26 protein-coding genes are annotated in these 25,383 nt (G+C 37.7%); 9 read left to right on the plus strand and 17 right to left on the minus strand.

From position 1 onward, the window contains the following. Positions 1-17: 17 nt before the first annotated feature. Positions 18-923, minus strand: coding sequence for a tRNA pseudouridine(55) synthase TruB (gene truB, locus WFN33_RS07125; protein WP_336952276.1), 906 nt, complete (start codon positions 921-923; stop codon positions 18-20). Between the two features lie 138 nt (positions 924-1,061). Between truB and WFN33_RS07130 the strand changes: the two genes are divergently transcribed. The 3 genes from WFN33_RS07130 (at position 1,062) to WFN33_RS07140 (ending at position 4,673) form a co-directional block, all read left to right on the plus strand. After that, positions 1,062-2,096: a lipase secretion chaperone gene (locus WFN33_RS07130; RefSeq protein WP_336952277.1), complete on the plus strand. Its 1,035-nt coding sequence runs from the start codon at positions 1,062-1,064 to the stop codon at positions 2,094-2,096. A gap of 374 nt (positions 2,097-2,470) precedes the next feature. Beyond that, positions 2,471-3,445, plus strand: coding sequence for an esterase/lipase family protein (locus WFN33_RS07135; protein WP_336952278.1), 975 nt, complete (start codon positions 2,471-2,473; stop codon positions 3,443-3,445). 262 nt (positions 3,446-3,707) lie between these two features. Next, a complete protein-coding gene (locus WFN33_RS07140) occupies positions 3,708-4,673 on the plus strand; it encodes a lipase family alpha/beta hydrolase (RefSeq protein WP_336952279.1) in 966 nt (321 codons plus the stop codon). A gap of 64 nt (positions 4,674-4,737) precedes the next feature. On the opposite strand, the gene rplS is transcribed toward WFN33_RS07140, so the two are convergent. The 12 genes from rplS to ispH form a co-directional block, all read right to left on the minus strand. Next, positions 4,738-5,109, minus strand: a complete 372-nt coding sequence (rplS, locus tag WFN33_RS07145; protein WP_234623337.1) for a 50S ribosomal protein L19 — start codon at positions 5,107-5,109, stop codon at positions 4,738-4,740. Between the two features lie 274 nt (positions 5,110-5,383). After that, positions 5,384-6,124 carry a tRNA (guanosine(37)-N1)-methyltransferase TrmD gene (trmD, locus tag WFN33_RS07150; RefSeq protein WP_336952280.1) on the minus strand — a complete coding sequence of 247 codons (741 nt, stop codon included), beginning with the start codon at positions 6,122-6,124 and terminating at the stop codon, positions 5,384-5,386. 42 nt (positions 6,125-6,166) lie between these two features. Next, a complete protein-coding gene (gene rimM, locus WFN33_RS07155) occupies positions 6,167-6,715 on the minus strand; it encodes a ribosome maturation factor RimM (RefSeq protein WP_336952281.1) in 549 nt (182 codons plus the stop codon). 27 nt (positions 6,716-6,742) lie between these two features. After that, the gene (rpsP, locus tag WFN33_RS07160; RefSeq protein ID WP_004718284.1) at positions 6,743-7,000 is read right to left on the minus strand and encodes a 30S ribosomal protein S16; all 258 of its coding nucleotides are present in this window, start codon (positions 6,998-7,000) and stop codon (positions 6,743-6,745) included. Positions 7,001-7,145: 145 nt separating this feature from the next. Further along, the gene (locus WFN33_RS07165) at positions 7,146-7,577 is read right to left on the minus strand and encodes a type IV pilin protein (protein ID WP_419359059.1); all 432 of its coding nucleotides are present in this window, start codon (positions 7,575-7,577) and stop codon (positions 7,146-7,148) included. 2 nt (positions 7,578-7,579) lie between these two features. Next, positions 7,580-8,113 carry a type IV pilin protein gene (locus WFN33_RS07170; protein ID WP_336952283.1) on the minus strand — a complete coding sequence of 178 codons (534 nt, stop codon included), beginning with the start codon at positions 8,111-8,113 and terminating at the stop codon, positions 7,580-7,582. Continuing rightward, a complete protein-coding gene (locus WFN33_RS07175) occupies positions 8,091-11,954 on the minus strand; it encodes a pilus assembly protein PilY (RefSeq protein ID WP_442892781.1) in 3,864 nt (1,287 codons plus the stop codon). Before WFN33_RS07175 ends, WFN33_RS07170 begins: the two co-directional genes overlap by 23 nt. An 83-nt stretch (positions 11,955-12,037) precedes the next feature. Continuing rightward, positions 12,038-12,817, minus strand: a complete 780-nt coding sequence (locus WFN33_RS07180; RefSeq protein ID WP_336952285.1) for a pilus assembly PilX family protein — start codon at positions 12,815-12,817, stop codon at positions 12,038-12,040. After that, positions 12,801-13,712 carry a PilW family protein gene (locus WFN33_RS07185; RefSeq protein WP_336952286.1) on the minus strand — a complete coding sequence of 304 codons (912 nt, stop codon included), beginning with the start codon at positions 13,710-13,712 and terminating at the stop codon, positions 12,801-12,803. The genes WFN33_RS07180 and WFN33_RS07185 overlap by 17 nt, the downstream gene beginning before the upstream one ends. Before the next feature lie 9 nt (positions 13,713-13,721). Further along, entirely contained in the window at positions 13,722-14,243 is a 522-nt protein-coding gene (pilV, locus tag WFN33_RS07190) for a type IV pilus modification protein PilV (RefSeq protein WP_336952287.1), read from the minus strand. Further along, positions 14,240-14,749, minus strand: a complete 510-nt coding sequence (locus tag WFN33_RS07195; protein WP_336952288.1) for a pilus assembly FimT family protein — start codon at positions 14,747-14,749, stop codon at positions 14,240-14,242. Before WFN33_RS07195 ends, pilV begins: the two co-directional genes overlap by 4 nt. Positions 14,750-14,891: 142 nt before the next feature. After that, positions 14,892-15,842 carry a 4-hydroxy-3-methylbut-2-enyl diphosphate reductase gene (gene ispH / locus WFN33_RS07200; protein ID WP_336952289.1) on the minus strand — a complete coding sequence of 317 codons (951 nt, stop codon included), beginning with the start codon at positions 15,840-15,842 and terminating at the stop codon, positions 14,892-14,894. Positions 15,843-15,976: 134 nt separating this feature from the next. On the opposite strand from ispH, the gene gmk reads away from it, so the two are divergent. The 6 genes from gmk to bfr all read left to right on the plus strand — a co-directional run bounded on the left by gmk (position 15,977) and on the right by bfr (position 20,952). Then, positions 15,977-16,597, plus strand: coding sequence for a guanylate kinase (gene gmk / locus WFN33_RS07205; RefSeq protein ID WP_336952290.1), 621 nt, complete (start codon positions 15,977-15,979; stop codon positions 16,595-16,597). A 110-nt stretch (positions 16,598-16,707) separates the two neighbouring features. Beyond that, on the plus strand, positions 16,708-16,989 hold the full coding sequence (gene rpoZ, locus WFN33_RS07210; RefSeq protein WP_004718302.1) for a DNA-directed RNA polymerase subunit omega: 282 nt from the start codon (positions 16,708-16,710) through the stop codon (positions 16,987-16,989). A gap of 212 nt (positions 16,990-17,201) precedes the next feature. Next, positions 17,202-19,313 (plus strand): RelA/SpoT family protein, encoded by a 2,112-nt coding sequence (locus WFN33_RS07215; protein ID WP_336952291.1) that lies wholly within the window; start codon positions 17,202-17,204, stop codon positions 19,311-19,313. Positions 19,314-19,406: 93 nt separating this feature from the next. Then, positions 19,407-19,790 (plus strand): RidA family protein, encoded by a 384-nt coding sequence (locus WFN33_RS07220; protein WP_004718306.1) that lies wholly within the window; start codon positions 19,407-19,409, stop codon positions 19,788-19,790. A gap of 188 nt (positions 19,791-19,978) precedes the next feature. Then, complete coding sequence (locus WFN33_RS07225) at positions 19,979-20,173, plus strand: bacterioferritin-associated ferredoxin (RefSeq protein ID WP_004718308.1); 195 nt, start codon at positions 19,979-19,981, stop codon at positions 20,171-20,173. Between the two features lie 314 nt (positions 20,174-20,487). Further along, the gene (gene bfr / locus WFN33_RS07230) at positions 20,488-20,952 is read left to right on the plus strand and encodes a heteropolymeric bacterioferritin subunit Bfr (RefSeq protein ID WP_336952292.1); all 465 of its coding nucleotides are present in this window, start codon (positions 20,488-20,490) and stop codon (positions 20,950-20,952) included. 116 nt (positions 20,953-21,068) lie between these two features. On the opposite strand, the gene WFN33_RS07235 is transcribed toward bfr, so the two are convergent. The 4 genes from WFN33_RS07235 to WFN33_RS07250 all read right to left on the minus strand — a co-directional run bounded on the left by WFN33_RS07235 (position 21,069) and on the right by WFN33_RS07250 (position 25,350). Then, positions 21,069-22,718 (minus strand): PglL family O-oligosaccharyltransferase, encoded by a 1,650-nt coding sequence (locus WFN33_RS07235; protein WP_336952293.1) that lies wholly within the window; start codon positions 22,716-22,718, stop codon positions 21,069-21,071. A gap of 55 nt (positions 22,719-22,773) precedes the next feature. Further along, complete coding sequence (locus tag WFN33_RS07240; RefSeq protein WP_336952294.1) at positions 22,774-23,130, minus strand: pilin; 357 nt, start codon at positions 23,128-23,130, stop codon at positions 22,774-22,776. Positions 23,131-23,243: 113 nt separating this feature from the next. Further along, complete coding sequence (locus WFN33_RS07245; protein ID WP_336952295.1) at positions 23,244-24,932, minus strand: PglL family O-oligosaccharyltransferase; 1,689 nt, start codon at positions 24,930-24,932, stop codon at positions 23,244-23,246. A gap of 76 nt (positions 24,933-25,008) precedes the next feature. Continuing rightward, positions 25,009-25,350, minus strand: coding sequence for a prepilin-type N-terminal cleavage/methylation domain-containing protein (locus tag WFN33_RS07250; protein ID WP_336952296.1), 342 nt, complete (start codon positions 25,348-25,350; stop codon positions 25,009-25,011). Positions 25,351-25,383: the final 33 nt, after the last annotated feature.

Genomic DNA, 25,383 nt, shown 5'->3' on the forward strand with positions numbered 1-25,383 from the left:
CTAACGATGAAACGGAATTAAAGATTTAAAACACGTTTAGGCACTAAACGTTTTGTATCTGTAATTTCTGCCAATCCTAAACATTTATCAGCATCAAAAACCAAGACTTCGGTTGAGGCAACATGTTCAATATTGCTTTCCATACCGCGGCAAAAATATTCCGCACGTCCTTCAGGTACTTGAACTTTAGGGAAATGATCGATTGGTGCATATACAGGTAGCAACAAAGCTTCACGCGCTTGTTCAGTCAGGCTTTCCAGATATTCAATGGTATATTCCGGAATCAAATCAAAATGACCAGTTTGAGTTCGATTTAAATATGTTAAATGACCAAATGTCCCCAGTGCTTTGGCAATGTCTTCGCCCAAAACACGAATATAAGTTCCTTTAGAACAGGTAATATCCAGGGTCAGGCTGTGTGGGGTAAACTCAAGCAACTCAATGGCAAAAATATGAATCGGCCGTGCATCACGTTCAATTTCAATTCCCTGACGAGCCAACTCATATAAAGGACGACCCTGTTTTTTTAAGGCTGAATACATCGGAGGAACTTGTTGAATATCCCCAGTAAATTGAGCCAGAACCTGTTGAATACTTTCTTGGCTTAATTCAGGGACATCTTTTTCAAGTAAAACTTCGCCTTCTACATCACCAGTTGTCGTGCTATGGCCTAACTGAATGGTTGTTTGGTAGCGCTTGGTAGAATCTAACAAATAATGTGAAAATTTAGTCGCTTCACCTAAGCAGATTGGTAACAGTCCTGATGCCAAAGGATCAAGCGCTCCTGTATGCCCTGCCTTTTGAGCTCGATATAACCAACGTACTTTTTGTAACGCGGCATTTGAACTAATGCCCAAAGGCTTATTCAATAAAAAAACACCACTGATATGGCGACGCGGTATTTTCTGAGCTTTTGAAGACATATTGGTCTGAATACGGAGAATAATGCGCTATTTTAGCAAAAACCATTCGTCTATTTTTACAAATTTTCTGTTTGAAATTTAGAATTCTATGGCAAATTTTATTTTCAATAAAAAGACTAAAAATTGTAGGAATATTAGATGGATCTATCTAAAAAAATGATTGGGATAATCATTGGTAGTCTCTTGATCATTCTTTTAGCCGTGATTTTTTGGCTAAAACCAAATACAGAGTCTACTGAAACAACATCAACATCTGAAAAAGCACTTCAGCAGCAGACTGGACCATTGACTTCAACTCAGCTCGCTGCATCTGAAGCACAGAACTTTGCCAGTAAAAGCCAACAAGATACGCAAATCAATTGTCAAATCCGCGCTGATGCTTCCAATCGTTTAATTGTTAATGAGCAGACCAAAGATTGTTTTGAATATTTCATTACACAATATGGTGAAAAAACCATTGAGCAAATCAAAGCAGATTTTCTCAGTTATACCAAAATCAGCTATAAAGAGCCTGTGTTATCGCAATTAAATAATCTATGGACACGTTATATCGATTACAGAAGTAAATTAGGCGATTTACCAGCACCCACTGCAGATAAAGAAAGTGCAAAGTACTATCAGCAGATCTTGGTCAACACTCAAAACTTAAGAAAAAAATTCTTCTCAAATTATGAAATTCAAGGCTTATTCGGTACACAGGACACCTATGACCAATATACCGTAGACCGTCTAGAAATTATGGATAATCAAAAATTATCTACGGCTGAAAAAGCGCAAAAACTCAAAGAACTTTTCGAGCAACTTCCAGAAGACTGGAAAGAAAACTTAAAACAACTAAATCAACTTGAAGACTTAAGAAAATTGACAGCGGAGATTAAGGCACGTGGTGGTTCTGCGGAAGAGCTTCGTCAAATGCGCACCAATCTAGTGGGACCAGAAGCGACACAACGCTTAGAAACACTTGATGTACAAAGAAGTGATTGGAAAGGCAAAGTCAATCAATACCTTGCTGAGCGTGACAACATCCTCAAAAGTAATCTGAGTGACTCAGCCAAACAGCGTGCTGTAGAACAATTAAAAGCACAACAATTTGCAAATCAGCAAGAACAACTCAGATTACAAACTTTCGAAACAGTGCATGATCAAGGAGGCAAACTACCTTTTGCGAATTAGTCTATAAATATTTAAAGCAGCCATAAAATGATAAAAAGGCAGAAACAAAAAATATTTAATTCTGAGTTTATGCCACATTCTACGTCTTTGATTTTAAATCTAAGCGTAAGAATTTTATGGAATTTCACATATCAAAGATGCTGTTAAATTTGAAAATAATATTTATGACAATCTCATAGGAGGGTTAACAAAGACTAGAAATTTGTTAGGGATTAACAAAGCTTTAATGCAATTCGCACTTTTGGTTTCGGGTAATAATGAAAATGATGACATACCCATCGCTTGAAATCATAAGGGTTGTAAGCAAATTTTAGCTTGCAACATAGACTACTTGTTGATCAATAATTCACTTAAAACAAAAAGAGTATTTTAAAATGAAATTTAACATCAATATTCTCGCCCTAAGTTTAATCATTGGACTCAGTTCGATGACTGCATCTGCGTCTGGATTACAAACGGTAAACCCACGTTATGTTAGTTCAGACTATGCAAAAACTAAATACCCCATTGTCTTTAATCATGGAATGTTCGGTTTTACCCGTCTAGGAACCTCATCCTTTGGCTTAGATTATTTCTATCAGATCCTCCCTGATTTAGCCCGTAATGGCGCAAAAGTTTATGCGACTCAAGTTTCCCCATTGGAATCGACACAAGTTCGGGGTGAACAGCTCTTACAGCAAGTGGATGAAGTGATCGCACTGACTGGCTCGCCCAAGGTCAATCTTATTGGGCATAGTCATGGTGGACCAACAATTCGCTATATAGAAATCGTTGCACCAACAAAAGTCGCCTCTTTAACTGCTGTTGCTGGAACAATTAAAGGCTCTAAGGTCGCTGACGATATTGTAAATAATCGAGGTGTAAATGCGCTTCTCACAATTCTCGGTCAATATATCTTAGCACCTGTGATTACACTGCTTGAAGGTAATCCTTCCCTTTCTATAAGCCTTAATAACTCTTTACAAAGTATCAGTGAGAAAGGCTCTGCTGAGTTCAATGCAAAATATCCAAGTGCTGCAATTCCAAAAGACTGTGGCGATGGTCAAAAAGTGACAGCCAATGGTATTTATCATTATTCTTGGACGGGTACGGCTCAATTCACCAACATTTTGGATGTTGTTGATGGTGTAATCTCTACGCTGGCACCGTTGTCTTATAAAAATTTAGATAATGATGGTTTAGTTAGTCGTTGTAATAGCCATTATGGGCAAGTAATCCGAGACAATTACCGACAAACTCACTTGGATGAAGTCAATCAAATTTTAGGACTACATGGCCTATTTTTTGCGCCAAACCCGCTTGATCAATACCGTCAACATGCCAATCGTCTGAAATTACAAGGCTTGTAAATATTGCCGATGAGAGGCGATAAAATGTACTGTTCATTCAGTCTATTTTATAGTTGAATAGTTAATGATTCTGGAACCATTTTTGATACTCAACATCGTATTGAATTTCGAATTCCAGAATCTGATTTGAACTTAGATTTAAAAACCGAAGAAACCAAAGTTACAATCCCAAAAAACATGATCAAAATTAATATATTACACTCAATAAATTTAAGATTGAGGTATTAAAACCCCCAAATAATAAAATAGATGGAGCTTTAAAATGAAATATGGACGTATTATCGCCAGTCTACTTCTGACGAGTACATTAACAACTGCACATGCATCTAATGCGCAACAAGTGACTGTTAGCAAAGTAAATTCTGAGTATGCAAAAACCAAATATCCTGTGGTATTTGTGCATGGTATGGCTGGGTTTATTCGTGTTGGCGATGTTTTAGGATTAGACTACTGGTATCAAATTTTACCAGATTTGGCTCGTAACGGCGCCAATACGTGGGCCACACGAGTATCTCCTTTTAATTCTACCGAAGTGCGCGGTGAGCAATTGGCACAACAAGTGGAAGAGATTCTAGCAATTACTGGCAGTCAAAAAGTCAATCTGATCGGACATTCTCATGGCGGTCCAACCAGCCGCTATGTCGCAGGTATTATGCCTAATCAAATTGCTTCTGTCACAGCTGTTGGCTCTCCACAGAAAGGCAGTCCTGTTGCAAACCTAGTCTTAAGCGTAGAAGGCACACCGATCCAGGGCCCATTGGTAAGTATCGTAAACTTATTTTCAAAAGCAATTGTCTGGGCACAAGGTCTTAATCCCAATGAACTCCCTCATGATGCCTTGGCGGGTGGGAAAAGCTTAACTATTGAAGGTTCTGCACTCTTTAACAGTAAATTTCCCATGGGTGTCGGTAACACAACTTGTGGTGAAGGGGCGTATCAAGAAAAAGGAATTCAATTTTACTCATTTACCGGCAATACGGCTGTTACAAATCTTCTAGACTTGGATTCTGCTCTACTTGGTACAAGTCTCTTGATTAACGCTGGTCGTGATAATGATGGTTTAGTCTCACGATGTAGTGCTAAATTTGGTAAAACTATTCGGGATGATTACCGCTGGAACCACTTAGATGAGGTCAATCAAGTTTTAGGATTGCGTGCAATTTTTTCACCGGACCCAGTACAGGTCTACCGTGAACATACCAATCGTCTAAAATTACAAGGGCTTTAACAGAAGCAAGAAATAAAAAAATGCGCCATTTGGCGCATTTTTTAGCTGTAAAGCAAAGTTAAAATTAACCTTGTTTACGTGCTGGTAATTTTTCACGAATACGAGCAGCTTTACCAGACAATTCACGTAGGTAATAAAGCTTAGCACGACGAACGTCACCACGACGTTTCACTTCGATTTTAGCAACAATTGGAGAGTGAGTTTGGAATACACGCTCAACACCAACACCGCTAGAAATTTTACGTACAGTGAACGCAGAGTTCAAGCCACGGTTTTTCTTCGCAATTACTACGCCTTCAAAAGCCTGAAGACGCTCACGCTCACCTTCTTTTACTTTTACTTGAACGATAACTGTGTCACCAGGAGCAAAAGCTGGGATATCAGTTTTTAACTGTTGGTTTTCAATTGCTTGAACTAAAGGATGTTTACCACTCATGTGGGAATCTCCGTTTTGCGGGACAGAAGAGGTCTGCACAACCGCTGGGGATAGAGGCTAAATCGCGTATCAACCCGTTTATCTTTCCCTTTACTTCTGATGTTACTCAGATCAATAAAGAGCCTAATATAAGTACTTAAAAATAAGTATTTTCTCGAAGCCGACTTCTTATGGAACTTAAATTCCTCAGGGCAATAATCATGAATTATTGCTATTTCCTGACTTAGAAGTACAGCTTCTGACTCGCGTTCAAACAAACATAATCAATGCTTGCCTACCATCGCTCATCTTTTAGCCATTTTTTTTGCTGCTTGGTCAACTCAACTTGTTCCACCAACTCAGGTCGGCGTTCTAAAGTGCGTTGATAGCGTTGCAAAAACCGCCATTTTTCAATATTGGCATGGTGCCCTGACTTAAGTACTTCAGGAACATCCAAACCTTCAAAATGATCTGGCTTGGTATATTGTGGGCAATCTAAAAGACCATCCACAAAAGAGTCCTGCACTGCAGATTGTTCATCTGACATGGTATTCGGCAAACGTCGAATAATACTGTCTAATAAAACCATCGCAGGGAGTTCGCCACCTGATAATACGTAATCACCTATTGACCATTCCTGATCAACATATTTTTGGATCAAACGCTCATCAACACCCTCATAACGTCCACACAGTACAATTAATCCATCATATTCAACAAATTGCTGTACTGCTGGTTCATTTAAGGTCTGTCCTTGCGGTGACATATACACCACAGGAACCTGAACTGCACCTGCTTGCTTTGCAAGTTCTTTCGCATGGTGGATGGCTTTTGCCAATGGCTCAGCCATCATCACCATACCAGGACCACCACCAAATGGACGTTCATCCACTCGTTTGTAGTTACCTTCAGCAAATTCTCGCGGATTGATACAATGAACTTGTACAATGTCACGCTTTGCTGCTCGCCCGCTAATTCCGTACGCTGTAATCGCTTCAAACATTTCAGGAAAAAGCGTAATGACTGCAAAAAACATCGCAGACTCCTCTATTTTCCTGCTGCGCCAATCCTTATCGGATTAGAAATCTACGCCCCAATTGACATAGATACGACCAGCTTCGAGATCAACGCGTTGTACCACATCTTTATGCCATGGAATCATTCGCTCTTCGCCATCGATGCTATCTGCTGTTGCACGAACAACCATGACATCATTGGCGCCTGTTTCAAACAATTCATGGATTTGACCAAGATTTACTTCCTGCTCTTCATCATTCAGACCTAATACAATTAGACCCTTTAAATCAGACCAGTAATACTCGTCCACGCCTGCTTGAGGCAGTTGCGATTTTGAAATCCAAACATTAGCACCAACTAAGTTATCTGCTGCAGTGCGATCACTCACACTTTTCAACGAAACAACCAAGCCTTTGCCATGTGGTTTCCAACGTTTTACGTCTACAATTTGCCAACCTTCTTTGGTCTCAATGTACCAAGGGAGGTAGTCAAATATGTTGCTCATAGGTTCTGTATTGGAATAGACCCAGAGCCACCCATTTAATCCATATGCTGAACGTAGCTGTCCAATCTGAATACGATCTTCGGGCACATTCTGTGCTGGTGTCATGGGCTTACTGCCTAATTAAAGGTTTAATTATGCAGTAGCTGCAGCTTTCTTAGCTTGAGCAGCTAAAGAAGCAACACGTTCAGACGGTTGAGCGCCTTGAGCAACCCAATGAGCAAAACGATCAGCATCTAAACGAAGTTTTTCTGCTTTACCTTGAGCTGTAGGGTTAAAGAAACCAATACGTTCGATGAAACGACCGTCACGCGCATTGCGGCTATCAGTTACGATTACTTGATAGAACGGACGTTTTTTAGCACCACCGCGTGCTAGACGAATTACAACCATGATAGAACCTTATAGTTTTTACGGATTATCCTTGTACCGACCATCGACACATTTCAAACCCCTTTCATAGAGGGCGATATTTTACGTTATCTTTGGCTTGAAAGAAAGATCAAATTTTATTTATCCACAATTTTGAATTTGATTTTTATCTGCCATCCCAATTTGTAGTTGCTGATGGGGTGCAGGTTGAGCCTTTGGTCCAACATTTCTGCCCTTGGCTATTTAATCCGATATCCCCATTCCCATCTTGTTGTGAACCAGAAATTGGGGTAGCCGTTAAAGACCATGTTAAATTATCTGTAGGAATTTCTAACTTAACTTTGTATTTTGTCGCTCCTGTACTCGGATAATCTTCTTCAAATGCTCCGTTTTCCAATTTCGCATCTTTATATGTGCCTTTCGCCATTTTATAATTGGATAAATTTCGAGCAATCTGAAGCATTTCACTTTGTGCATCAACTCGATTTGTTCGAACAATATATTCTTGATATGACGGATAAGCGATTGCAGCTAAAATTCCTATAATTGCAACAACAATTAATAGCTCAACTAATGTAAAACCTTTTGATTTCATAATTTTCACCATGATGTAACATCACTACCTGTACACGCTATAAAAGTGACACTATCTTTGGTTTTACAACGAAGCCCTTCACTCGTCATAAGTAAATTATAGTTTTTAACGTCTGTACTTTCTGCTTTTATTGCCCAACCAAATCCAGATACACTTGAATTCATCAGCGATAAGTTCTGACTAGATAAATCGTTAAGTGTAATTTTGTATTTAATATTATCTCCAGTTGATCCAACAGGAACTGAAATCACTTCGGACGAGTTTGAACTATATAAATTTTTTAAATCAAAATTTTGATAAGTGAGATTCTTAGATTTAAATATCTCTAACTGATTTGCAATTTTCTGCATTTCCTGTTGAGCTTGCGCCGCTGCCGCCCGCCGAACATGATCTTGATAGTTTGGATAAATAATAGCTGCTAAAATTGTAATGATAACAATGACAACCATTAGTTCTATTAATGTAAAACCATAAGTATTCCTGTGACAAGCTTGGCTTGTCACAGTTCCATATCGATTAATTCTTCTTAGCTTCAACATATTTTTCATACCATCGGATTGGGTTTAAAATCTTATTACACTCCCATCTTCCTTTTCCTTGTTGTAAACCCAGCAAAGTTAAGGCACCACAATTATTACCAGTATTATTTCCACCACCAGTATCATCTGGACCAAAAGTAATGCCTTGAATACCAGGCCCTAAGATGTTTTGGTTCTTGCCATCTACAATTTGAAAACCAGTACTTTTTTCAAGGTTCCAATCGACGACTCCTTTTGAATCTAAACAAGCCCCATACGGCAAACAGAACTGCTGAGTATTACTTTCACCAATAATTCGAGGCTGACAAGGGTTTTGTTTATCAACAATACCTGTCCCCTCTGGGTCATAAACTGGAACAATAAGCCTACCTGTCATTGCAACAGGTTCTTCTTCAAATGCTTTTACCCCACCAGCTGTTCGACCAGATACCGGATTTCCATTCTGATCACTAGAGAGTGAACGATACCATCCTTGCATCCCTGTTTTAGCGTATGGGAAAAAAGTCGAAGAAATGATACCTGTTATGTTTTGTGGATTTTCTTTTAAATATTTTAAAGTAATATCAATAGATTTTAGATCAATGTCTTTATAAACACCTGTCTGAGGATCTTTGATACCTGTAATCAACCCACTATCAGCAATATCGCGATCAATGAGTCCATAAACTTTATTTGATGGACGTCCAGTTAACTCATTCAGAGGTAACATGAGTTCACGACCTTTATTCGGTGAAACATCCAAGGGGGTACTACGATCACCAGATGCAATACCAACCATAACAAAAGTTGAGGCCGCTTCATCATGTACAGTTAACGTTGGTGGTTGATAGAAACGAGGTTGATCTCCATTTGTAATACTTGTTCCATCCGCTTTTGTTGCAAGATTTCCTAAACGAACAACTCTTTTCCCAAAGGATGCTACTGGAGTATTTTTGGCATTATTTAAATCAACACGAAATACTTGCCCGCCTAAATCACCGAAATAGAGGTTATCAACTAAGCCATCTCCATCACGATCCAGAGTACTGATTCTACTCACCACACTATGGGTCATATTTGCATTGTTGATATTCGCATTAGTATTACTCGCCCACCAAATTCTCTCACCCGTTTTAGCATTGATGATATAAACAGCATTACCATCTGCCTGTGCTTTATTGTTGCATGAGGTAGATGGATAATCTGTATTGGAATTTGATGAATTCAGTTTAAATCTTGGATTCTCATAGCACATATCATAGCCACCACCCACAATCATCACTCGAGTAATTTGGTTGTTATATCGAATATTGGCTAGTACAGGTTTAGACCAAGTTTGCCCCATACGAGTGTAGTCGCCTGTCCCACCAAGAATACGGAAAAGTAATTTAGGTGCGCTTGGATTAAGGACATCTAAGCCATAATAGCTTTTCCCCCCCATACGCATACCACCATATACATTCATTTTATTTGCAACGACTGAGGTTTCTGTATCATTTCCGCCAGTCACCTTATAATCTGAATCTGCAACCCAAGCGCCATTGATCCCTTGTGTAACTCCATTAACATCTGACTCACCTTTCCTTAGCGCTTTTGATAAAGTACTGTCCTGCAAAATTTCAGTAGGAACAAATACCATCTGCTCTTCACCAGTCAATGAATTGACGATACGCAAAGCACCTTCCATACTGCCATAAAGCACTGACTGATCACGGGTAGACTTTAAATTGCCATCTGCATCTAATGTTCCCTTATAAGTCATTTGTACTGGAAAAGAATGAATACTTGCCCCCATAGATGTGAAAGCATCTTTAGGTGTATCTAGGCTATTTGGAAGCTGCGTAGAGCTTAGACTTAAGTTATAACCTAAGTAATTTAATAACTTTAATTGAATATCTAATGCTAAATTTTTTAACCTGCTGTCTGTCTTAAACTTGTCCAGTAAATTTGTTGCAGTGGTGGCGGATTGAGTGACTAAAAATAAATCTGAATTTTTATCTGTGGAAGTAATTACTCCCCCTGATGCAACACTTTTAATATCTGAAAAAAGTGGTCTATAGCCATTAGGACTTACTACTGTCGGTAATTTAATTTTTGAATAGACGCCACCCGCAGTAACACCATCACCATCAGTTAAAGAGCTACTGTTCCAAATATCTTGAGAACTTGGATTGAGTAATCCATTGGTTTGGAAAACAAAGTTGCTTCCTGATTTTAAAGCGCCACCTTGAATACTGTATTTTTTCAAGTTCCCCGTCCAAGTGATATTCTGAGTCCCTGGTTTTGGCTCCAAGGCTCTCAAATATCCATAAGGTTGGAAGGATTGTGGACTTAAAGCATCTACAGGAACAGAAATCGCCCCGGTTGATAATGGGCTTATTGGATTTTTTCCTAAATTATCAATAAATTGAATAACGCTATTGGTAATTTCATCAGATTCTTTTGCAATAAAAAATCCACCGTTACCATACCCTGGTTTATTTGTTTTATAACTTGGTGCTGTAGGAGAACACTGGTCATCTGAAGTACGATCATCCTGTGTTCGGGAACTGAGTCTGCAAGCATTTTCTACATATTGATTGTTTAAGTTATCCATAGTGCTACCAAACCCCACAAATGCAGTTTGGATAGAGACACCTGTTGGATTTTTGGTTTTATCAAATAGTTTTTTGGCAAATTCTCCCATACAACGCCAACCACCATCAGAGTTATCTGAAAGCCCCCCAGCACAACTAAAATCACTACCTAATGTATCTAGGGCAGAAGACATTAAGTTACTTGATCTAGTGTCATCTGTTGTATTAGCAGCGCCATCGGAAAGAATATACACCCCTTGCCCATCACAGCTTTGGCGATCAGCAACAGCAGGAAGTGGAGAGTCATAGGTTGTATTATCAGCGACTTTTGTATCATCAGCAGATTTTGTAAATCCACTATCGCTATTGGAGAATAAAACAGTTCCTGTTTTATTATAGCATGTACCACTATTACCGTTTATAGTACATGATTGAGCTGTTAAACCACTTGTATTGATAGAATTCACTGTACTCCAAGAGGTGCAATTTGTTCCTGAAGCATTCCACTGATTACACTGATAATTATAAGTTGTTGGCCACCAACCGCCAGTTGAATATGAAAAAAACATCGGGGCATTATTTAAAGTTACTGATTGTAATGTTTTAGTACCCATTAAATATGCTGCTGCTTCTGCATATCCATGTGCTGTAGGTGTACCATTGTAAGCTGTTAAATCTTTAAGTGCATTTTTTAATGCTATTCTTTGCGTAGAACTCACCGCTCCTAGCTCTTTTGCTGGAACTAAGATTTGACCACTACGACCATCCCCATTCGTAGAATAATTCCCTAAACCAACACGAACTTGTCTTAATGAAGCATCTTCACTATTTAAGAAAGTAAACATTCCATCTTTTAAACGAGTCAAACGGTCTAAGCATTGATACCCAGTTATTGTTCCACTTGAGTTTTTAATTTGCTCACACCCAGTGACTTCATTTTTAACGGCGGCTGTTGCAGCAGAAGGAGAGACATAACAAAAGTTACGCTCATAACTAGGAGTGGTTCCTGAATTAATTCGATATGCTTTATTATTAGTAAGATTCGATAAACTTGTGGTTAAGGTTGCTAAAGCCGTTTGTGTATAACTTATTCCACAGTTTAAACCATAATCATCTCTATAACTGAATCCACTGCCATTCGCAGGTCCCATACTACCCGATGTATCCAACATCATCACCAGCGTCTTTTTCCCTGCTGTAGGTGCAGCATAAATCTGTAAATCATTTGCTTGAGTGACAGAAGATACAATCAGAAATGTACCGACAAATGTTGTAAATCCAACCATGCCTAAATTTAATTTTTTTTGCTTGGCTACATAATTCAATGAGGCCGTAAGCTTTTTAGATATCATTTTACATTCCCCTAAATTTATACTGGCGCCTTAACCATTTTTATAAATGTTTGTAAATTAAACTCTTGGACTTGACTGTTAACTGGAATACCAAGATTTACGAGACATTGTGCTGTTGTTTGCAGAGCACTAGTTTCCGCATCTGAATTATCATTCACATTTTCTTTTAAACATGCTTGAGCAGCGGACAAGTTTTTAGCATAAATGGGCATTACTGCTACTGTCGTCATCCGAATACGTTTTTGCTCAGTTACCCCTTGTGGAATTGTTTGTCCACCACTTACATTAATATTTCTTGCAAGTAATGCCAAAGGCGGCAAATCGGATGTATCTGTTGGAATTTTAATAGAAACCTGAGTCACTACACCTCGTCTTGCACTACCAAAGTCAGTGGTTAAATTACAAAAATTATCTGTACTTCCCTCAACCAACTCCACATCAGAACTCACATTTCTAAGTACAGCCATAGATGTAACTGAACCAAAACGAGTACTCACTCTAGGTTTATAGCAAAATACATATTCTTTACCAGGTTCTGTATCTGCATCTTTCAAAGCCTTACCTATAACACTTGAAAGATTCACTTGCTTATTTAAATCCTCTAAAAAAACTTGGTTAATTGGTGTATCAGCCGTTTGACTTGAAAGCTGACTAATTTGCGCATTTGTCGCAATATTCAATGTCGTCATAGAGGTCCGAATCGCCATTACTCCAACTATTGTTAAAAATAACAACATCATCATAACAACGATAATCGTTGACCCTTTCTGCTTGCTTAGGTTAGTTCGATGTTTCATAAATCTTCTCTCCTAAGCCATTTCTTAAAGCAATATTTGTTGTATATAAACGTCGTAAATATTTGGTGCTTTTATCCGTTAAAGTCACTTCACCATCAGGGAAATTAAAGCTTTCTTTAGAGGGGTCTATATTTTTATTTGTTATTGGATCTTTAGAGCGAACCAAAACCATCATTCTAATCGAGACAACTCTAGGTATATTGGGAGAGGACGCCCCTTTTACTGCAGTCTTAAATTGCTCAATTGTGTAATAGCTAAAATTGTTTCCAGCTTTTGCTCCGATGTAAAATCTAACAAGATCCACTCTCGGCATAATCACTTCACCATTGTTTGAATCATTTAATCCAGCAATAGAAGGGACACTACTTCCTGGAGTGTTTGCATCACAAGCCAATGCCAAGTTACCATTATCTGTCCTTAAAAAATAACGTTGAATAACATACTCACTAGCCTGTACTTCTCTACCTTCACAATTCATCATTTTATTGGGTGCTTGAAACATAATTGTTAGTTGATCACTACTCGAACTCGTCCCAGTAGAACCTCCTGATTTTGTTAACAATCCCGCACTTACATCTTTTAACTGGAGATTTGCCTTGCCTAAAGCTGGATCAGCACTGGTAAAAATAATTCCGCCATTGGGTGTTGTTGTATCTAACACTGGATTATTTACATTTCCAAAATTCGCTAGACGAATATCTCTAGCAATATAATCAACACCGAACACACCACTATCTTGTAACTCTGCACTTGCTTCTTGCATTTTTGCCGTAATTAGACCACCTGTGAATAATTGCAAAGCTGCAGCGCTAATAATAAGACCAATGGCAAGAGCAACGATCAACTCAATTAGTGTGAAACCCTTCTGAGGTCCCATTATTTCTTGCTTCGTCATGAATCTCATTTAATATGCCTCCATCATTAGGCATTTTGCAGTAAACACATACGTTCCTGTGCTACTCATACAAGCACTATAATCACTTGCTTTTAATTTCGATGCAGTTTCATCCCAAGCAGCGAATAAGCATTGCCTTTTAATTGTACTGCCTACCCCTGGACAATCCGTCATTGTAATACTAATACCGATTCTTGATGCTGCATCAGCAGCCAAATATGAATCATAATCCGCCATTTCTGCTGGCGTACATGTGGCATTAAAACATTTTTTTTTCGGAGACTTTTCTCCCACTCCAATATAGTTTTTTACTGCAGCAGGATAACTAGATTGACCATTAGGATTAGCTCGAATACTTTCTGTTAAACCTCTCAAAATTAGGGTTGCTTGAGATCTTGTAAGCGCTTCACCAGTCGCGTCCACCGCCCTTAACTGTAAAGCAGTAAATCCCAAAACCCCGATCGCAAGTAAAACCAGAGCAACTAAAACTTCAACCAATCCCACACCCAATTGATTCTTCTTATTCTTCATGAGCATGCTCCATTCTTTTCAGAGGATACAATTCCAATAACTGATACTGTTATTTCGGTAATTTCCTTATTACCACATATTGTTATTTTCCTTGCCTTTAAGTTGGTACTCGGCACATTATCAAGTGATGACCCAATAGCACTAAAAACAACATTTAAGTCACCACCAACACTAACAGCCTTATCAATATTGGCTAAAATGACACGTTTTGCATCAATGAAATTTGAAGCATTGGCGCTACTAACACCTGCTTTGGTTAAACAAAGTGTCTTTGTTATTTCCTGATTTGAGCCATCTTTATTTGGACAAACGATCACAGACATTTTCATTGATGATGCACGGCTCTTCGCTTCTTTTAGTGCTTTCATTAACTCTTCATTGCTTTTATTTGCCTGATAGGTTGCTAAGAGCTTTGAAAAAGAGGGCGCTGCAATCGATGCAACAATTGCCAGAACAGCAATCGTCACCATTAACTCAATTAAGGTGAATCCCCGATTATTTTGCATTGCTACTCCCCATTGCAACAAAACTTTACCCTATTAAAAATCATAGCTTAAATACTTACAAAACCAATACAAGTTGGACGAAAGGCATAAAAAAGCAGATAACTGAAATCTCAGCTATCTGCTTAAAAAATAAAGTTTAAATTTAAGCTTGAGTTACATGAATCCGTAGCTCTTTTGGCAAACTAAATGTGATGTTTTCCTCACGACCATTTAATTCTTGTGGCGCGGTCGCACCCCAGTCCTGTAAACGTTGAATTACTTGCTTAATTAAAATCTCAGGTGCAGATGCTCCTGCTGTCACACCAACCTTATGATTTGAGTTAAACCATTCTTGCTGTAACTCATCTGCATTATCAATAAGATAAGCATGCTTGCCCATACGTTCAGCCAACTCACGTAAACGATTCGAATTTGATGAGTTTGGAGAGCCAACAACCAACACCACATCACATTGTGTGGCTAAATCTCGCACAGCATCTTGGCGATTTTGTGTGGCATAGCAAATATCATCTTTACGAGGCCCTTGAATTTGAGGGAATTTATTGCGTAAAGCATCAATCACTTTGGCCGTATCATCTATAGATAAGGTTGTTTGGGTCACAAAGGCTATTTTTTCAGGATGATGCACTGTTAATGAAGCAACATCATCTTCATCTTCAACCAAGTAAATTTCACCACCATTTTTTTTGTCATATTGACCCATGGTACCTTCAACCTCAGGGTGACCTTCATGACCAATTAAAATCGCTTCAGTTCCTTCACGGGCATATTTCGTGACTTCAATATGTACTTTGGTGACCAATGGACAGGTTGCATCAAAGACTTTTAATCCACGGCGCTCTGCTTCTTGTTGAACAGCCTTAGATACGCCATGTGCACTAAAAATAACAATATTATCGTCAGGCACTTCATCCAACTCATCCACAAAAATTGCACCACGCTGACGTAGATCGTCAACCACAAATTTGTTATGAACCACTTCATGACGTACATAAATAGGTGGATTAAAACATTCAAGCGCACGATTGACGATGGCAATTGCACGATCTACACCTGCACAAAATCCACGCGGATTAGCCAATACAATTTCCATAAAACCCTCAATGCTCACTTCAATGGTTGGATATATTTTATCGATTAAACACAAACAATGTGTAAAAACAGTTTTGTTTGTGTTCGCTCTACTCTAAAATAGAGAAGATATTTTATCATATCAGGAAAAATATCATGTCGGGTCTATTGTTTGTCGTTTCTGCGGCATCAGGAACAGGCAAAACATCTCTCGTTAAAGCGCTGCTTGAGCGTGTGAGCAATTTACACGTTTCTGTTTCACATACGACTCGTGGTCAGCGACCTGGCGAACTCGACGGTGTTCATTATCACTTTACCTCTAAAGAAAACTTTCTTGATCAAGTGAATCAAGGTGGTTTTATTGAATATGCAGAAGTTTTTGGTAATTATTATGGTACTGCGCAAACAACGGTAAGAGACCAATTGGCGAAAGGCCATGATGTGCTACTTGAGATCGATTGGCAAGGTGCAGAACAGGTTCGTAAACTTTTTCCTGAATCTAAACAAATTTTCATCCTCCCTCCTACTCAATTTGATTTACGTCAGCGTCTTTCAAATCGTGGTACAGACTCGGTTGAAGTCATTGAGCATCGTTTAAGTTGCGCGGTGGAAGACATGCAACAATATGTCAATTTTGAGTACATCATTATCAATGATGATTTCAATAAAGCGTTACATGATTTGGAATCTGTGATCAATGCCAACCGCTTAAAAATAGATCAACAGGCAAATCGTCATCAAGCTTTAATTACCAAACTGATTACACCCCAGTCTTAATCGTATTTCAATGCTTTCTAAATAAGCTTCGATTAAAACTTGAGTCTATAGTGAAAGCATTTTATACTGCACAGTCTATTTAAAAAATTTGTATTCAAACGAGAACTCTTATGGCACGCGTAACCGTTGAAGATTGTTTAGACCATGTGGACAACCGCTTTGAGCTTGTACTAGTGGCAAGCAAACGCGCGCGTCAATTGGCACGTCAAGGCATTGAACCGACTGTTGAGTGGGACAATGACAAGCCGACTGTTGTTGCATTACGTGAAATTGCGATTGGTCATGTGACTAAAGATATCTTGAAGCAACGTGATCAAGATTACCAAACGTCTAGTCTTGACCTTGCTTTATCAGCAAACAATCTTAATCTTGAAGGTTTTTCTTTCCAATAAGCTAAGCCTTTATAAAAAGCCTAGTTTTTCAACTAGGCTTTTTTATTTCAGTTATTTTGCAAAAAGTTTTGCCAATCAATCGACAAAATTCAAATTATTTGTTAAAAAAAATAGATATATTTGATGTCTAGAAATTGACAAGCGGCTCAATATGCTTTTCATTAAAGCATTAGGAAAAATATTTCAAATTTGTAATTTAAGATAGGTGTTCTATGCCAGGCCAACAGGTCAGCCAATCCAAGCAACAGCTGAATGTAATTATCGACGCTTACTTAAAACCAAGCGATGTCGAGCGAGTACTTGTGGCTTGTGATTATGCTGATATTGCGCATGATGGTATTACACGTAAAAGTGGTGAACCCTATATTTTACATCCGATTGCGGTGAGTTGTATTTTGGCACATATGCGTATGGATGCTGAAACACTCATGGCAGCACTATTACACGATGTGATTGAAGATACTGATTTCACCAAAGAAGATATCTCTGAAAAATTTGGTAAAACCGTGGCCGAATTGGTCGATGGTGTTACCAAACTCAGCCATTCCAGTGATAAAGAATATAATAAAGCAGCATCTTTTCGTAAGATTCTACAAGCCACCTTACAAGACCCACGTGTCATTATTATCAAACTCGCTGATCGTTATCATAATATGACAACACTGGGTGCTTTACGCCCAGATAAACGAGCACGAATTGCGCAAGAAACCTTTGATATTTTTGTTCCCATGGCACGCCTTGTCGGTATGAATGAGATGGCGGATAACTTAGAACATTTGTGTTATCAAAATCTCGATCTCGATATGTACAATGATGTACAAGAAAATTTACTCAAAACCAAACCAGAGCGCTGTAAATATCAATCGGTTTGGGAACAAAACTTAGCTGAACTGCTCAATAATTATAATATTCAAGGGCGCATCAAAAAGAAAAATAACAATATCGAACTATTACGCCACTTTGTAAAAAACGAAATTGACTTACAGGAACTCACCCACAGCCACGCTTTCGAAATTATTTTACAAAGCATTGCCGATTGTGACCGATTGGTTGATGCCTTACGAGAAAATTTCCAAGTCATCGATTATGAAGATCATATCCGTCGGCCATTACCAGGCGGAAACCAATCTTTGATGATCAAACTCAAAGGTGAGCGCACAACACTGTCTTTAACCATTCAAACCGAGCTGATGCGCAAAGCAGCGCGCTTTGGGGTGGTTCTTGGTGAAAACGCTCCACAGGCATGTCGTTCAGCGATTCAAGCGTCGATGAAGAATTTAGATATTCTTGTTGGGGGAGAGTGTGCAAAGACTACATTTAGTGACCTCCTTGATTATCTACATCAAGAAAAAATCTGGGTCTATACACCACACGGACAGCTACATGAATTGCCTCAAGGTGCTACAGCAGTTGATTTTGCATATTCAGCAAGTCTGTTTTTAGGTAACCATGCTGTTGGTGCTAAAATTAATGGTGAAATTAAACCCCTTTCAACACCTTTAGTCAGTGGTCAGGTGGTTGAAATTATTACCGATGTATTGGCAACACCAAATCCAGACTGGTTAAGTTTTATTAATACCCAAAAAGCACGTCGTGCGATTCAGAACATCTTGCGTGACCAAGATCCCGATGAACAACGTTTAGTGGGGCAACAAGCGCTTAACCGTGCTTTAAAATTATTTAGTCGCTCAACTAAAGACTTGTCTGAAGCTGATTGGAAGGATTTATTAGAGTGGCGCCACGTAACTAATAAAGACACCTTATTTGAACAAATTGCAGTCGGTGACCTGCTACCGCAACTGGTCGCCAATCATTTATTTGCTCAATCCAAAGCCACTGAGGAACACGCTTCTAAGCGCTTGATTCAAGGTACCGATGGTGTCGATGTTAAGTATGCACACTGTTGTAACCCTGTATTGGGAGATCCAATTCAAGGACATTTATCTCGTCGTGGTTTAATTGTACATCGTGCACGTTGCCATAATTTATTGCATGAGCAACATTTACACCCAGAAAACATCATGTCTTTGCACTGGACGTCGGAAGAAGAAGACGATGTTAACTTCAATGCTTATTTGAGTATTGACCTTGTTTTAACTGATGAACAAATTTCAGAATTGATTTACTTATGTCGTAAAGCAAAAACTGGGGTTGAATCAGTCCGTTCTCATGAAGATAAAACTTATGTGAATATCGTGGTCAATAATCGTAAACAAATTGCGCAAATCATTCGTGAATTACGTATGCAATTTGGTTTTCCTCGAATTAGTCGGATGTCCATGCCCGTTTCAATTAACGAGGCGCTAAAAGCAAAAGCGTGCTAAATTAAGATCTGTAATGTTTATCGAGAGTCTTCGATGCACTTTGCATGCTATTCATCCTTTATGATGAAATGATTTGAAATCAAGGAGAAATCAATGTCCCGCCAAGTGATCCATACTGAAAATGCCCCTGCTGCAATTGGTACTTATTCACAAGCTATTTTAGTAGACAATACATTATATCTATCAGGGCAAATTGGCTTAGATCCGTATAGCATGGAGTTGGTTGAAGGCATTGAAGCGCAAATTCGACGTGTTTTTGATAATTTAAAAGCAGTGTGTGAAGCCGCAGGTGGTTCTTTAGCAGATATTGCAAAGCTCAATATTTTTCTGACTGATTTATCAAACTTTCAATTGGTTAACCAAATCATGGGCGAATATTTTGCTCAGCCTTATCCTGCTCGTGCAGCATTAGGTGTTGCATCATTACCTAAAAATGCGTTGGTTGAAATGGATGGGATTGTCATTATTCCTCAATAATAGCAGTCAAATATTAAACATTTGATTTTAAATAATTTAAAAAATAAAACTAAATACTACCGATCAGGTAGTATTTTTTTATTCAAAAAGCCAATAAAGATTAATGATATTTCAAATTAATTCCATTGACAAATGATAACAATTATCAATAATATTAGATATCGCATTTAACCTTAGGGTTGAGTTTCATGTACGTTTGTTTATGTCGTGGTATTACAGATCAAGATATCAAAGATGCAATGGCAAATGGTGCAGAGAGCTACCGTGAAGTACGTGAATTATTAGACTTAGGCACGTGCTGTGGTCGCTGTGCTCCTGAAGCAAAAAGCATTATCAATGAAGAGCTATCACTTATTGCAGCACGTATTTCTGTTGCCGCATAGTTTTAAATCCAAAGATTCAAGCATAAAAAGTTTATATAAATAACGACAATAAATAAGTTTTTTAATGATCCCCAGATCATTCTCCTCCCCCGCTTCGACTCAAGGCGGGTTCGTTTTTTAATCAATCTCTTTTAGCCAAAACGACATCCCTACTGTTTTTGATTGCGATTTTCATTTGCCGTTCCATAAACTACTCGTAACCCTCTAAAAAGTTGATTAATATAGAGCCATATCGAATTACCTTAATCATTAAATTTCAATGACTCAGTTTAAATTCACATTAAGGTACACAATTAGAATGGAGTTTTAGCCATATGCAAGGCAATCGAGATGTAATTAATCAACTCAATCAAGTGCTTTACCATCACTTGACTGCGATTAACCAATACTTTCTACACTCGCGTATGTTTAATGATTGGGGAATCGAAAAACTTGGTTCGGCTGAATACAAAGAATCTATTCGCCAAATGAAGCATGCGGATAAGATCATTGAACGTATTCTTTTTTTAGAAGGCTTGCCTAATCTTCAACATTTAGGAAAGTTGTATATTGGTCAACATACGGTTGAAGTTTTAAACTGTGATGTACGTAAAGTAAAAGAAAACATAGATGCATTGAAAACAGCTGTTGAACTGGCTGAAAGCAACTTAGATTATGTGACTCGTGATCTTGTTCAAGAAATTCTTGAGAAAGAAGAAGAATTTTGGGATTGGACAACAACCCAACTAGATCTAAGTGAAAGTGTTGGTATCGAAAATTATATTCAAAGCCAACTCTAATTAATTTTTAAATATCACAAAAAAATCCCCCAATTGATTGGGGGATTTTTTATTTTATTTCAAAATGTAGCGATGCAAACACTACAGTCATCACAATTCACTTTTATGAAAGGGTATTATTTTCCTGCAACAGATACAGGTAATAGATCCTGATATGATGTCTCTTGCCCATGCAGTGTCTTTAGAATCCATAACTGATGTTCAGCTTCAGCTTTTTTACCATTAAAAGCCAAGACCTGTGCATATTTCTGAATATCATATGCCGAAGCTAAGTTTGCCACCACACGCCCCATATATTGCAACTGCTGATCCGACATTTTGCTATATGGATTTAGACCAATCCACCAGACACGTTCTTTAAATTGCGTCAGCAACAAAATATCTTGATTCATCACTGCTTGCTGTGAAGCACTTAACGGTGTTTTCTTATTTACGAATACACTTTGTTGGCGGTATAAAATATAGTCTCGATAAATCACTCCCACCAAGACCAAACCAATCACAATAATACCCACTGTAACCGAAGACTTTAAGTTCTCTGTAGGCAAACGAGGATACTGAGCTTGGATGATCCCCAATAAAAAACCTAAAGGAAGTAAGAAATATGCATAGTGAATTGGGTATTCCAATAAAGCATGAATCAAAATGGCACAGACCATCAAACCCGCTGCAATTGAAACCGCATCTTTAATGCCTTTATTTAACCAATACAACCAACATGCCATATAAACAATAATCAATCCACCAATCGGGATACCATTCCAAATCAGTAAATCCAAAATCACGTTATGTGCCGTTTTATACCATTCATGTGATGGATATAAATCAAAAGCAGCGATTTGCGCCATCCCTGTTTGGTTCCAGCCATAACCAAACCATGGCTTTTCTGAAATCGCAACGAGGGCTTGATTCCACATATCTAAACGGAGATAACCTGATGTTGCTCTCTCGACCACTGAATTTGCTTGTGCTACGTCTTGGGTTGATACAGATGCAATCCACTGATTCAGAATCGGCAAGCATGTAATCAACGCAATAAACACACCAGACCATGCGAGTAATTTGATAAACCCAAAGCGCTTAGTTTGACCGAATTGCTTGATCGTCAAATAAATCAATGTGAACAAACATACCACCCAAGCAGTTCGTGATTGAGTTAGTGCAATGGTGAATAGAAAAATAAAAGTGGATGGCCCGAGTATGTAATTTGGCAGTATCTTCTTTTCATAAAAATATAAACATGCAAATACCCCCATACACATAAACGTCGCCAGATTATTCGGCTGGGCAAAGTTTGCATAGGGACGATTACCGTTTAGCAGATTCACCAATGGTCTAAAATATTCGTTTACGCCTAACCACTGGGTCATTGCAATAAAACTTGAAAGTATCGCACCTGTAAAAACCACAAGGCTAAATACTTTAAAGACTTGTTCTCTTTGACCTTTTTCCCCTATTGCTAAGTTATAACCAACAACTAGCATCAGCCAGAACATGACAATATAGGCTGTGCAAAGCAATGCATTACTTAAATACAAAATCTCGCCAAAGCCCCATTGAATCAATGGAATTGCCAATACAGGTAATATAAGCAATTGCGGTTTTGGTATTTTTAAATCTTTGTGAATAAAAGCACTAAGCAATACTAAAGCCGATAGAAAAGTAAGCGCTTCACTACCGAAGGTTGTCCAAGGCATTTTATGGATCGGTAAAAGCCAAGCAAGTAAAAGCAAGACTGCTGAAAGAAGATAAGGGATGGCTTTCATAGGAAAAGTGAAAAGAAAAACTAAGCCTATTATAACGCCTACAATAACTTTCTGCTTAATGAATGATAGTACAGCCTGCACCTTTACTTAAATCACAACGAATATCTACTGTTGATGAGTTTTTACTTCTGGCCTCGATTACTAGGTTGGTTGTCGATTCATTCCATGAAGAAGCATCCGTGACAAAACTACAGGATGAGATAACTGGAGATGTAGGGTTAGTTGCATCATTTTGGTCATTTAATGCATAAAAAATATAGTTACTATAATTTTTTGTTTCAGATAAACATGCTTTTACCCCTGCACTTTTAGAGTAGCTTTGATATGCTGGCACTGCGATTGAGACAAGAATTGCAACAATCGCAATCACAATCATTAGCTCTATCAAAGTAAAGCCTCTTTGGTCTTCCATTTTGAATTATTCAATAGCTGTTTCAATACAATTTATAGATTCTTTTCACTATTTCAAATACTAATTTCTAGAGACACAATAATGATTAAAAAATATCAATAATTGTCACATTATTACAAGTCATGCTCTTTTAAATCAGCCGAGACATGATGATCCTTATAAAAATTATACTTTAGCAAATCATCATGATTGATATCACTTTTATATATTTTTTCTATTAAAAAAAGACAATATTTTGCATCCTCTTGCTTGCCATTATAAGCAGCCAACTGTGCATATTTATATAAGTAATATTTTGATGGTGTTAGAAGGGTAAGATTTCGATATATCTCAATTTGATCTTCTTTAAGCTTAGTAAAAGGATTTACAGCAATCCATTCCGCATCATATTTTAATTGATCTAGGATAAAAATTTTGTTTTGAGCCTGATATGGCGTCACTTTATCAAATTGTGGCTTCTCTTTAAACAATCTCATCATTTCATAAAGTTTTGCCTCAAAACTTTCAGTTATGCTTGCATTATAATCTCTCCAAACAAGCAAAATTAAAGACAGCCAAATCAATACAATTGAATTACCAATCACTTTTGATAATTTAAAATATTTACCATTTCCATCTTCAGACTGAATAACACCACATAACACTGCTACTGGCAGTAAGAAAAAAGCATAGTAAAGAGGAAACTCTAACATTGCATGAATCAACACAACACTAATCATCATTAATGCAATTATGGATTCTATTGAATTCGCTAGTCGATAAAAATGAGTATACCAGTAAAGAGCGTATCCAGTAATTAAGCTTCCTAAAATAACACCATTCCAGACCAATATATCTAAAATAATATTATGTGAACTTAGGTATCTTTCAGGAGTATCATGTTTCGGTAATGCATCTAAATATGAAAAACTACTCTGATTCCAACCATACCCCAACCAAAGATGATCTTGAATAGAAATAATCGTGTGTGTCCACATAGGTAGCCTTAAATACCCTGTTGTTGCTCTTTCCATCGCTGTTGATGCTGATATTCCAACAACTTGACTGAGTAGTGGTAAACTTAATACAAATACAACAAACAAAAAAGTGAAGCCAATGGCATAAAAATGATTAAACCTGAATGATATTTTATGATTCCTAATTAACCAATAAGCTACACAAAAGATTACCCCTAACCAAACTGTCCGAGATTGGCTCAACACCATTGCAAAAAGAATAGTCAACGCAATCATCAAAATAATAAATGATGGTAATTTTTGTTTTTCAAATATATATAAACATCCCAATAGCGCTAAAAATAAGGCAGTTGCCATATTATTTGGTTGAGCAAAATTAGCAAAAGGCCGGTCTCCTTTTAACTCTAGAATAAATGGAAAGTATGATTCACAATCCAGCCATTGCATAATTGCTATAAAGGTTGTTACTAAGCCTGCCACAACAAATGCACTGGACACAAACAGCATAACTTTCTGTCTATTGAAATCACCTATGCATAAATTAAATGAATAAATTATTGTAATAACGAATGCAATTAAGTAGAGAAAGCTTAGTAAAGCTGTATTGAAAAAAAAGATTTGTCCAAATCCATACTGAAACAATGGAATTAGGCTGATGATAAACAATGGAATCAGTTGAAAAGGTACTTTCAGATTTCGATTTAACTGCAGGCATATTAAAAAAAATATTGAAAAAAAGGCAGCTATTTCACTACCAAAGGTAAACCATGGTGCAAAATGATCAGATAGCGTCCAAGATAACAAGAATAAAAAAATAGAAAGAAAAGTAAGTAAAATGATTTTCATATAGTATTATTTTAAAAAGCTTTTATTGATAAAAAAGCTCTAACAGTTGTTAGAGCTTTCAATATTCATAAAATCATTATGAACATTTTGCGCCATTTGATAAATCACATGAAATTGAGGTTTTTGACCCACCATTTTTAACTTGGAATACCAATGCTGGTGTTAGAGCTGTTGGTGTTGTTGTTGGACCTGATTGACATGCACTAGCTGTATATGACGGAACTGAAGCTGCACCGTTAGGATCAGATAATGCTGCTAAAGCCACATTAGAATATGCTTTAGCTTCTGCCAAACAAGCATTAACTGAGGCTTTTTGTGTATAGTTTTGATACGCAGGAATTGCAATCGCAGCAAGAATACCGATAATTGCAACAACGATCATTAATTCAATCAGGGTAAAACCTTTTTGGGCATTCATAGCATTTCTCCAATGTTTTAAAAATTTTTATAG

It is taken from the genome of Acinetobacter sp. AS167, from assembly GCF_037152175.1.
Classification (GTDB): Bacteria; Pseudomonadota; Gammaproteobacteria; order Pseudomonadales; family Moraxellaceae; genus Acinetobacter.

What these genes read in the sequence shown, in the direction of transcription:
- truB (WP_336952276.1), bottom strand. Translation starts at nt 923, where the DNA reads ATGTCTTCAAAAGCTCAGAAAATACCGCGTCGCCATATCAGTGGTGTT.
- WFN33_RS07130 (WP_336952277.1), top strand. Translation starts at nt 1,062, where the DNA reads ATGGATCTATCTAAAAAAATGATTGGGATAATCATTGGTAGTCTCTTG.
- WFN33_RS07135 (WP_336952278.1), top strand. Translation starts at nt 2,471, where the DNA reads ATGAAATTTAACATCAATATTCTCGCCCTAAGTTTAATCATTGGACTC.
- WFN33_RS07140 (WP_336952279.1), top strand. Translation starts at nt 3,708, where the DNA reads ATGAAATATGGACGTATTATCGCCAGTCTACTTCTGACGAGTACATTA.
- rplS (WP_234623337.1), bottom strand. Translation starts at nt 5,109, where the DNA reads ATGAGTGGTAAACATCCTTTAGTTCAAGCAATTGAAAACCAACAGTTA.
- trmD (WP_336952280.1), bottom strand. Translation starts at nt 6,124, where the DNA reads ATGTTTTTTGCAGTCATTACGCTTTTTCCTGAAATGTTTGAAGCGATT.
- rimM (WP_336952281.1), bottom strand. Translation starts at nt 6,715, where the DNA reads ATGACACCAGCACAGAATGTGCCCGAAGATCGTATTCAGATTGGACAG.
- rpsP (WP_004718284.1), bottom strand. Translation starts at nt 7,000, where the DNA reads ATGGTTGTAATTCGTCTAGCACGCGGTGGTGCTAAAAAACGTCCGTTC.
- WFN33_RS07170 (WP_336952283.1), bottom strand. Translation starts at nt 8,113, where the DNA reads ATGTTGAAGCTAAGAAGAATTAATCGATATGGAACTGTGACAAGCCAA.
- WFN33_RS07175 (WP_442892781.1), bottom strand. Translation starts at nt 11,954, where the DNA reads ATGGTTGGATTTACAACATTTGTCGGTACATTTCTGATTGTATCTTCT.
- WFN33_RS07180 (WP_336952285.1), bottom strand. Translation starts at nt 12,817, where the DNA reads ATGAAACATCGAACTAACCTAAGCAAGCAGAAAGGGTCAACGATTATC.
- WFN33_RS07185 (WP_336952286.1), bottom strand. Translation starts at nt 13,712, where the DNA reads ATGACGAAGCAAGAAATAATGGGACCTCAGAAGGGTTTCACACTAATT.
- pilV (WP_336952287.1), bottom strand. Translation starts at nt 14,243, where the DNA reads ATGAAGAATAAGAAGAATCAATTGGGTGTGGGATTGGTTGAAGTTTTA.
- WFN33_RS07195 (WP_336952288.1), bottom strand. Translation starts at nt 14,749, where the DNA reads ATGCAAAATAATCGGGGATTCACCTTAATTGAGTTAATGGTGACGATT.
- ispH (WP_336952289.1), bottom strand. Translation starts at nt 15,842, where the DNA reads ATGGAAATTGTATTGGCTAATCCGCGTGGATTTTGTGCAGGTGTAGAT.
- gmk (WP_336952290.1), top strand. Translation starts at nt 15,977, where the DNA reads ATGTCGGGTCTATTGTTTGTCGTTTCTGCGGCATCAGGAACAGGCAAA.
- rpoZ (WP_004718302.1), top strand. Translation starts at nt 16,708, where the DNA reads ATGGCACGCGTAACCGTTGAAGATTGTTTAGACCATGTGGACAACCGC.
- WFN33_RS07215 (WP_336952291.1), top strand. Translation starts at nt 17,202, where the DNA reads ATGCCAGGCCAACAGGTCAGCCAATCCAAGCAACAGCTGAATGTAATT.
- WFN33_RS07220 (WP_004718306.1), top strand. Translation starts at nt 19,407, where the DNA reads ATGTCCCGCCAAGTGATCCATACTGAAAATGCCCCTGCTGCAATTGGT.
- WFN33_RS07225 (WP_004718308.1), top strand. Translation starts at nt 19,979, where the DNA reads ATGTACGTTTGTTTATGTCGTGGTATTACAGATCAAGATATCAAAGAT.
- bfr (WP_336952292.1), top strand. Translation starts at nt 20,488, where the DNA reads ATGCAAGGCAATCGAGATGTAATTAATCAACTCAATCAAGTGCTTTAC.
- WFN33_RS07235 (WP_336952293.1), bottom strand. Translation starts at nt 22,718, where the DNA reads ATGAAAGCCATCCCTTATCTTCTTTCAGCAGTCTTGCTTTTACTTGCT.
- WFN33_RS07240 (WP_336952294.1), bottom strand. Translation starts at nt 23,130, where the DNA reads ATGGAAGACCAAAGAGGCTTTACTTTGATAGAGCTAATGATTGTGATT.
- WFN33_RS07245 (WP_336952295.1), bottom strand. Translation starts at nt 24,932, where the DNA reads ATGAAAATCATTTTACTTACTTTTCTTTCTATTTTTTTATTCTTGTTA.
- WFN33_RS07250 (WP_336952296.1), bottom strand. Translation starts at nt 25,350, where the DNA reads ATGAATGCCCAAAAAGGTTTTACCCTGATTGAATTAATGATCGTTGTT.